Origin of the sequence: Vibrio harveyi NBRC 15634 = ATCC 14126 = KCTC 12724, from assembly GCF_001591145.1 — a bacterium.
GTDB classification, from domain to species: domain Bacteria; phylum Pseudomonadota; class Gammaproteobacteria; order Enterobacterales; family Vibrionaceae; genus Vibrio; species Vibrio harveyi.
Genome location: NZ_BCUF01000005.1, coordinates 157,834 through 164,371, shown reverse-complemented (window position 1 = coordinate 164,371; position 6,538 = coordinate 157,834). Strand labels below are relative to the sequence as shown.

Genomic DNA, 6,538 nt, shown 5'->3' with positions numbered 1-6,538 from the left:
ATTACGCTGCGTCGTTTTCCTTGAAGTCAAATCAATAACAACGCTCTGAACTCTGCATCTTGAAGTCACTTGGGTATATCTGTATCGTTTGTTTGAAAGAATAAGGCATAAAAAAACCGAGCTCTTAAGCTCGGTTTTCGTCTATCAGTTTTGTCACTTTCGCTAAAGATTAATCTTCAGAACTTGGTGCTGCTGGCTTCTTTTTAGGGATAAACACGTTATCACCCACTGCCACGTTTTGATAGAAACCTTTGTCGCGCTGAGCTGGTTTCTTCGGCGTTTTCTTAGCTTGAGGACGTGCTTTCTTAGGAGCCACTTTCTTATTGCGGAAATCTGGCTTACGTGGCTTCAGACCTTTGAATTTACCTTTTAGATCTTCAAACACAGAGAAGCTCAAATCTTGCTGTAAGTATGTTTCTACACGCTTGAAGCTATCCCAATCTTTAGGGCCGACCAATGAAACTGCATCACCTTTGTTACCCGCACGACCAGTACGACCAACACGGTGAACGTATTCTTCTGTATGCTTAGGCATATCGAAGTTAATTACGTGTGTCACAGTCGCGATATCAAGACCACGAGAAGCAACGTCCGTTGTCACCAGAATCTTAAATACCGCACGCTCAAACTGGCTCATGATGGTATTACGTTGAGTCTGGTTCAAGTTACCGCTTAGTGCGATAGCTTTCAGTTTCTTCTCGTTCAACTTCGCTGTTAGACGCTCAGTATCATCGCGAGTCGCAGTAAAGATGATCACCTGACGGTATTCAGCTTCTTCTAGAACTCGTTCAAGAATCGCTTCTTTGTGATCTAAGTGATCACATAGGTAGAATTTCTGAGTAATGTCTTTGTGTTCTTCGTTCGAAACACCAATTGCAATACGTTTTGGCGCATTCAGCATTTCTGCCGCGATGTCATTCACTTCTGCGTGATCAAGTGTTGCAGAGAACATCAAAGTTTGACGACGACGGTGTTTTGCCGCTTTATGAATGCGACGCAACTCCGGAGCAAAGCCCAGATCCAACATACGGTCAGCTTCATCTAGAACCAATGTTTCCAGACCATCAAGGAACAAAGAACGGTGCTCCAGATGATCAGCCAAACGACCTGGAGTGGCAACGATAAACTTAGGGTAGCGACGCAGTGCTTTAACCTGATCGTTAAAGTTTTCACCACCAAGAATCAATGCAGCGTCGTAGGACAAACCACCAAGCATTGAGCGAAGCTCACCATATACTTGTTTTGCTAGCTCACGCGTTGGCGCAAGAATCACAGCTCGTGGGTCTTTTGCAGAAAACGACTTATTCTTTAGTGACTTATGTAGCATTGGCAATACAAACGCCAAAGTCTTACCCGAACCCGTTTTCGAAGATGCCAATAGATCCTTGCCTGCAATCGCAACAGGAATCGCCTGCTGCTGAATGTCAGTCGCTTTTTTGAAATCGTAGTGTTTTAGGTTCTTCAACAATCGGTTGTCTAGGCCTAGATCTTTAAATTGCAAAGTATTCTCCAATAAATAGTCAGCGTCTTGAGCGCTTTTTCAGTGTCGTTTCCGCTCTAACGCAGCAAAAAATAAAAGCTCGATATAATACCGCAAATCATAGGAGTATAGATAGAGATCACACAAACTAATTCCAATAGAAAAAATAAAGTTTCCGCTTAGAAACTTTCATTTGTGTCAATATCGTCTAAATTATTGATATCAGGTAGTAGCAAAAGAGCTGCTGTACTACCTGATACTGGCGTTAGCAAGTGAGTAATCACTTACATTTGTAAGAAGAAAGTTAGCGTCCGTATCAGGTACTCTATGAAATCCTTGGATTTTTTTGACTTTTGCTACATCATGTTCTGATAGAATGTATTCACATTTGTCCCTATGACTATATGACACAGAATTTATAGCGTAGGAATTTCACTATATGCAAGGAGTTCTAATATGAACAAAACGTTGATCGCAGCTGCAGCAACTTCAGTACTTCTACTAGCAGGTTGTGCTTCTTCTGACGAAGCAGCAACAGCTACTAAACTAGACGAACTAAGCAACCAAGTTAGCCAACTAAGCCAAGACGTACAGTCTCTACAATCTGACGTTCAAAAGTCTAACGACGCGGCTATGGCAGCTCAAGAAGAAGCTGCACGTGCTAACGAGCGTATCGACAACATCGCTCAGTCTTACACTAAGTAAGATTTGATTCCGCGCTTTAACGCCCGTTAAGGCGCGGTTATTTCAACTGGAACACCATTCTGCGCAGCAATCGCTGCTTTCGCTTTAGCATTCGTCATACCAAACTCATCAAGCCACCAGTCCAATTCTTTTGGAATGACTAAGTGATCCTTCTCGCCATTGCTGCGAGTTAACGGCTCGTGGGCTTCAACAAACACACTACGATCTGGTTCTAATGCGACTTTAACCGGTTGATTGATGATTTTTACTTTTTCGCCACGACGTACTTTATCAAATAACCATTCGATGTCTCTTGGGTCCATACGAATACAACCCGCACTCACACGCATACCAATACCAAAATCTTTATTGGTGCCGTGGATCAAGTATTCACCATGCCCATATGCCAAACGAAGTGCAAACATACCTAGTGGGTTATCTGGTCCAGCAGGAACGACAGCAGGTAGGTCAATCCCCTTTGCTTTGTACTCTGCACGAATAGAGGCAGGTGGCGTCCAAGTCGGATTAGGACGCTTTTGACTGATGCTTGTAGTCATTTCTGGAGTGTCTCGACCAATTCGACCTATACCTACAGGAAAAACATGAACCACGTTTTCGTTTTCTGGGAAATAGTAAAGTCGCAATTCGGCAAGGTTAATGACAATACCTTTATGAGGGACATCAGGAAGAATAAGCTGAGTAGGAATCGTTAAAACGTGACCATCTTGAGGGAGAAACGGGTCAACCCCTTTGTTTGCAGCCATTAGCGCAAGCATGCCAACATCATATCGCTTCGCAATATTCGCCATGGTTTCGCCTTGTTCAACCACATGGTTTTCCATGCGACCTATAACGCGAGCTCCGTCCTCTGGTAGTTGGTACATTTTAGCGAATGACAAACTACTCACTAAAGACAACGATACAGACAACAGGGTTCTTTTAGCGATACTCATTGGACGCTTCTTGCTAGGCATCTCTCTCTATTCCTTGGCATTTTTGAAGAGCCGTAAGGTTATCTCTCTTTCCACCTTGTGATCAACCATCGGCTTGTGATAATCCAGTAAATTAAAGCCACTCCATAGCCAAGGGTTATGAATGAATTTGTTTGGTACTTGTTTTATTTCCGGCACCCAATGGCGAACAAAGGTTCCGTCAGAGTCAAATTTCTCGCCTTGGCTGATCGGATTGAATATGCGGAAGTAAGGCTGCCCGTCGCACCCTGTTGATGCCGACCATTGCCACCCACCATTGTTGGCGGCAAAGTCTCCATCCACCAGCTTACTCATAAAATAAGCTTCACCCCACCGCCAATCGATATGAAGATCTTTGGTTAAGAAGCTTGCCACTATCATACGTAGTCGATTGTGCATCCAACCTGTTGTATTAAGTTGGCGCATTGCCGCATCCACGATAGGGTACCCAGTATTTCCTGCTTTCCAGCGCTCGAAGGCTTGCTCATCGTACGACCACTGAATCTTGTCTTCCCAAGCAATGAAGCCTCTGCCCTTGACCAACTTTGGCTCGAATACCAATAAGTGTTGATAAAATTCTCGCCAAATGATTTCGCTCAGCCACGTCGCTTTACCATCTGATAGGTCAACCATAGGGCTTTCAGTATACAACCTAGCGATGCACTGCCTTGGTGACAGAGCGCCGATAGCCAAATACGGAGACAATTGACTCGTACCATCAACAGAAGGGATATCCCTTTCAGCTTGGTAGGCATCACTACGGTCTCGAGCAAATTCTCGCAAATGCTGAACAATATCACTGATTGCTGCGAACCATCGCTTGCTAGATTCTCTAGGATAAGAGAATGCGACACCATCATGGTAGCGATCTGGCTGAATCGGCTGGATGGTAAACGGTGACAGCTCGGCTTGCGGCTCAGGTTTCGATACAACTGGCATTTGAAACTTTGCCAACCAAGCACGTTTAAACGGGGTGAATACTTTAAAGTACTCCCCCTGTTTATTTAAAACGGTAGTCGGAGCATGAACGCACTTATCGTGAAAAGTATCAAAGGCAATGCCTCGAATTGAAAGTGCGTGAGAAACCTCTCTATCTAGTGCTTGTTCATTAACCTCGTAATGGATGTTCGCCATGACACGTTGAGCGCTTAAAGAAGTAGCCCAATCATTTATGACCTCTGTTACATCGGCAAACTCGGGCACCTCTTTGTATAAAAATGGGATGTTGAGTTTGGCGAGCTCTTCATTAAGGTGAGATAAACGTCGAGCAATCAAATCAGCTTGCATCGGTGCCATATGGTGCTCTCGCCACTGCTCAGGGGTCGAAACAAAACAAGCAACAACCGGAAGCCCAGTATCCAATGCAGCCTTAAGTGCTGTGTGGTCTAACGTTCTTAGGTCACGTCGAAACCATACAAGAATCATGTCGCCTCCTTACGAGGATGGATTTATTGCGGGAAATGCAGTTTTTCGATGACTTCAGATAGCTGCACTTGCTTCGGAGCTTGCTCTAATAACGTCGCCAAAGCTTCAACTTGCTTGATAGGCAGCGCTTTATTCGAGAAGAAATGCACGTATTGGTAACGTGACATCACATCATGCTCAACTAAACCCGAGATGTCTTCGACTTTATCAATCAGAGTAATGTGATACCCCTGTTCACACAGCTTTGCCGCCTGAATCCAGCTCTCTGAGTCACGAACTTGTTCAAAACTCAAAAGCAAACATTTTCCCTTGGAAGATGCCTTATTTTCCGAATCGACAACCAAGGCTAATCGAGTAATCAAGCAAGTTTGGAACAAACCAAGCTGTAAAGAACGTAGCGAGACTTTCACCAAATCTAACGCTTCAAACACAGGATTGACCAGCTGTTCAATGACAATGTTGAGTGGGTACTCTTTTAGCACATTCGATAACAGCGTTTCTGTTTTGCCACGATTGAGTTCAGATAACGCTTTGAGCATTGACTCCACTTCTTCTAGTCGTTGGATATCGGTCACTAAATCCACATCTGATTCCTGACCTAGCAAGCCTTTGACTTTGCCAATCGCAACGCCTTTTGCAAGCCAACCTTGAATTTCACGAATAGTATCTAAATCCTGCTGTCGATACAGGCGGTGACCCTTCTCTGTTCTTTGTGGTTGGATCAAGTTATAGCGTCTTTGCCAAGCGCGCAGAGTAACGGGTTTTACTCCCGTTAACTCTGATACATCTCGAATTGCGTATAGTTTTTCTTCTTGGCTACAATCCATAACGAAGTCTCATCTCCTGTGGATACGGTTCTAAGTATTTTTGTTTCTGTAAGTACGCGTCGGGGTACGTATTGAGATAGTGCTTAATTAACGTTAACGGGGCAAGTAATGGTAACAAGCCCGTACGATAATCACTGATTACCGTCGCCAGCTCCGCTTTTTCATTAGCGGTTAAAGAGCGTTTAAAATAGCCTTGCAAATGCATCAGGACGTTCGTGTTGTTTTTTCGACTGGCGCGATTCTGTAACGCTTTCATCAGACCTAGACGATATTCGTTGTAAAACTGTTCCATTTCGTAACTTGATACATCTGCAACCAAGCGTCCCAGCGAACGATAAGACTCTGGATGGTGCGCCATTAAAGTCAGCTTATAGCGAGAGTGAAAATCAATAATTTTGCCGCGTGTGGGCTCGCCGCCCATCGACTCATAAAAGTCATTCAAACAGTAAACACGCGTAATGAAATTTTCTTTTAAAACTGGATCGTTTAGACGACCGTCTTCTTCTACAGGCAACCACGGCATTTTTTCCATTAATGTTCTGGTATACAAACCAATACCTTCTTTCGCCGCACTATTTTTGCTGTATACCTTCACTCGCTCCATACCACACGTTGGTGACTTCGCACAGACGATGTAACCACACAGCTCTTCACCCTCTAATTCGTTCACTTTATTTTCTGAGTACGCAAGCATGTTGTCAGTGTGGTCGTTTTCTGGATTTTTCGTTTCTACCAGCGCGATTCGCTCCTCATTGCTTACCAAACGAATGGTAGGGCGGGGAACAGACATACCAACACCGACTTCTGGACATACGGGAACAAAGCTAAAGTAGCCGTCGAGCTCTTTCGTTACGAAGTTACTGATTTTATGTCCCGAATCGAAACGAACTCGTTCGCCTAGTACACAAGAACTGATACCAACTTTGATTGAAGATTCCATAACGAAGCGTCCTATACAAAATGTTTTGTTGTATAACTTATAGCAAGTCAGATTACATTGTACAAGAAAATAAATTGTACAATTTAATCGTTTTACTCACTCTCTTCGAATATCGATCAGAAACTTTTAAGAAAAAATTTTGTGCTGAAAGACGAGATTTTGTGCGCGCAATCGACAAACTGCTCAAAAGCAAATCGATTGCCTTTTTGCT

The 6,538-nt window shown here is 43.8% G+C and carries 6 protein-coding genes; 1 reads left to right on the top strand and 5 read right to left on the bottom strand.

Annotated features, from left to right (window positions below; translation table 11 throughout):
- Positions 1-169 precede the first annotated feature (169 nt).
- The gene (locus VHA02S_RS04675) at positions 170-1,513 is read right to left on the bottom strand and encodes a DEAD/DEAH box helicase (protein ID WP_017818510.1); all 1,344 of its coding nucleotides are present in this window, start codon (positions 1,511-1,513) and stop codon (positions 170-172) included.
- A 423-nt stretch (positions 1,514-1,936) separates the two neighbouring features.
- Here VHA02S_RS04675 and VHA02S_RS04670 point away from each other — a divergent pair, with 423 nt between their 5' ends.
- Positions 1,937-2,185 (top strand): Lpp/OprI family alanine-zipper lipoprotein, encoded by a 249-nt coding sequence (locus tag VHA02S_RS04670; RefSeq protein WP_005441096.1) that lies wholly within the window; start codon positions 1,937-1,939, stop codon positions 2,183-2,185.
- Positions 2,186-2,211: 26 nt separating this feature from the next.
- On the opposite strand, the gene VHA02S_RS04665 is transcribed toward VHA02S_RS04670, so the two are convergent.
- From VHA02S_RS04665 to VHA02S_RS04650, 4 genes are read right to left on the bottom strand one after another with little or no spacing between them, the layout of a single operon-like run.
- Positions 2,212-3,138: a L,D-transpeptidase family protein gene (locus VHA02S_RS04665; protein ID WP_009697873.1), complete on the bottom strand. Its 927-nt coding sequence runs from the start codon at positions 3,136-3,138 to the stop codon at positions 2,212-2,214.
- Positions 3,139-3,144: 6 nt separating this feature from the next.
- Positions 3,145-4,560: a deoxyribodipyrimidine photo-lyase gene (phrB, locus tag VHA02S_RS04660; RefSeq protein WP_038899353.1), complete on the bottom strand. Its 1,416-nt coding sequence runs from the start codon at positions 4,558-4,560 to the stop codon at positions 3,145-3,147.
- A 23-nt stretch (positions 4,561-4,583) separates the two neighbouring features.
- Positions 4,584-5,387, bottom strand: a complete 804-nt coding sequence (locus VHA02S_RS04655) for a MerR family transcriptional regulator (RefSeq protein ID WP_009697875.1) — start codon at positions 5,385-5,387, stop codon at positions 4,584-4,586.
- On the bottom strand, positions 5,377-6,327 hold the full coding sequence (locus VHA02S_RS04650) for a YbgA family protein (RefSeq protein ID WP_005452880.1): 951 nt from the start codon (positions 6,325-6,327) through the stop codon (positions 5,377-5,379). Before VHA02S_RS04650 ends, VHA02S_RS04655 begins: the two co-directional genes overlap by 11 nt.
- Positions 6,328-6,538 lie beyond the last annotated feature (211 nt).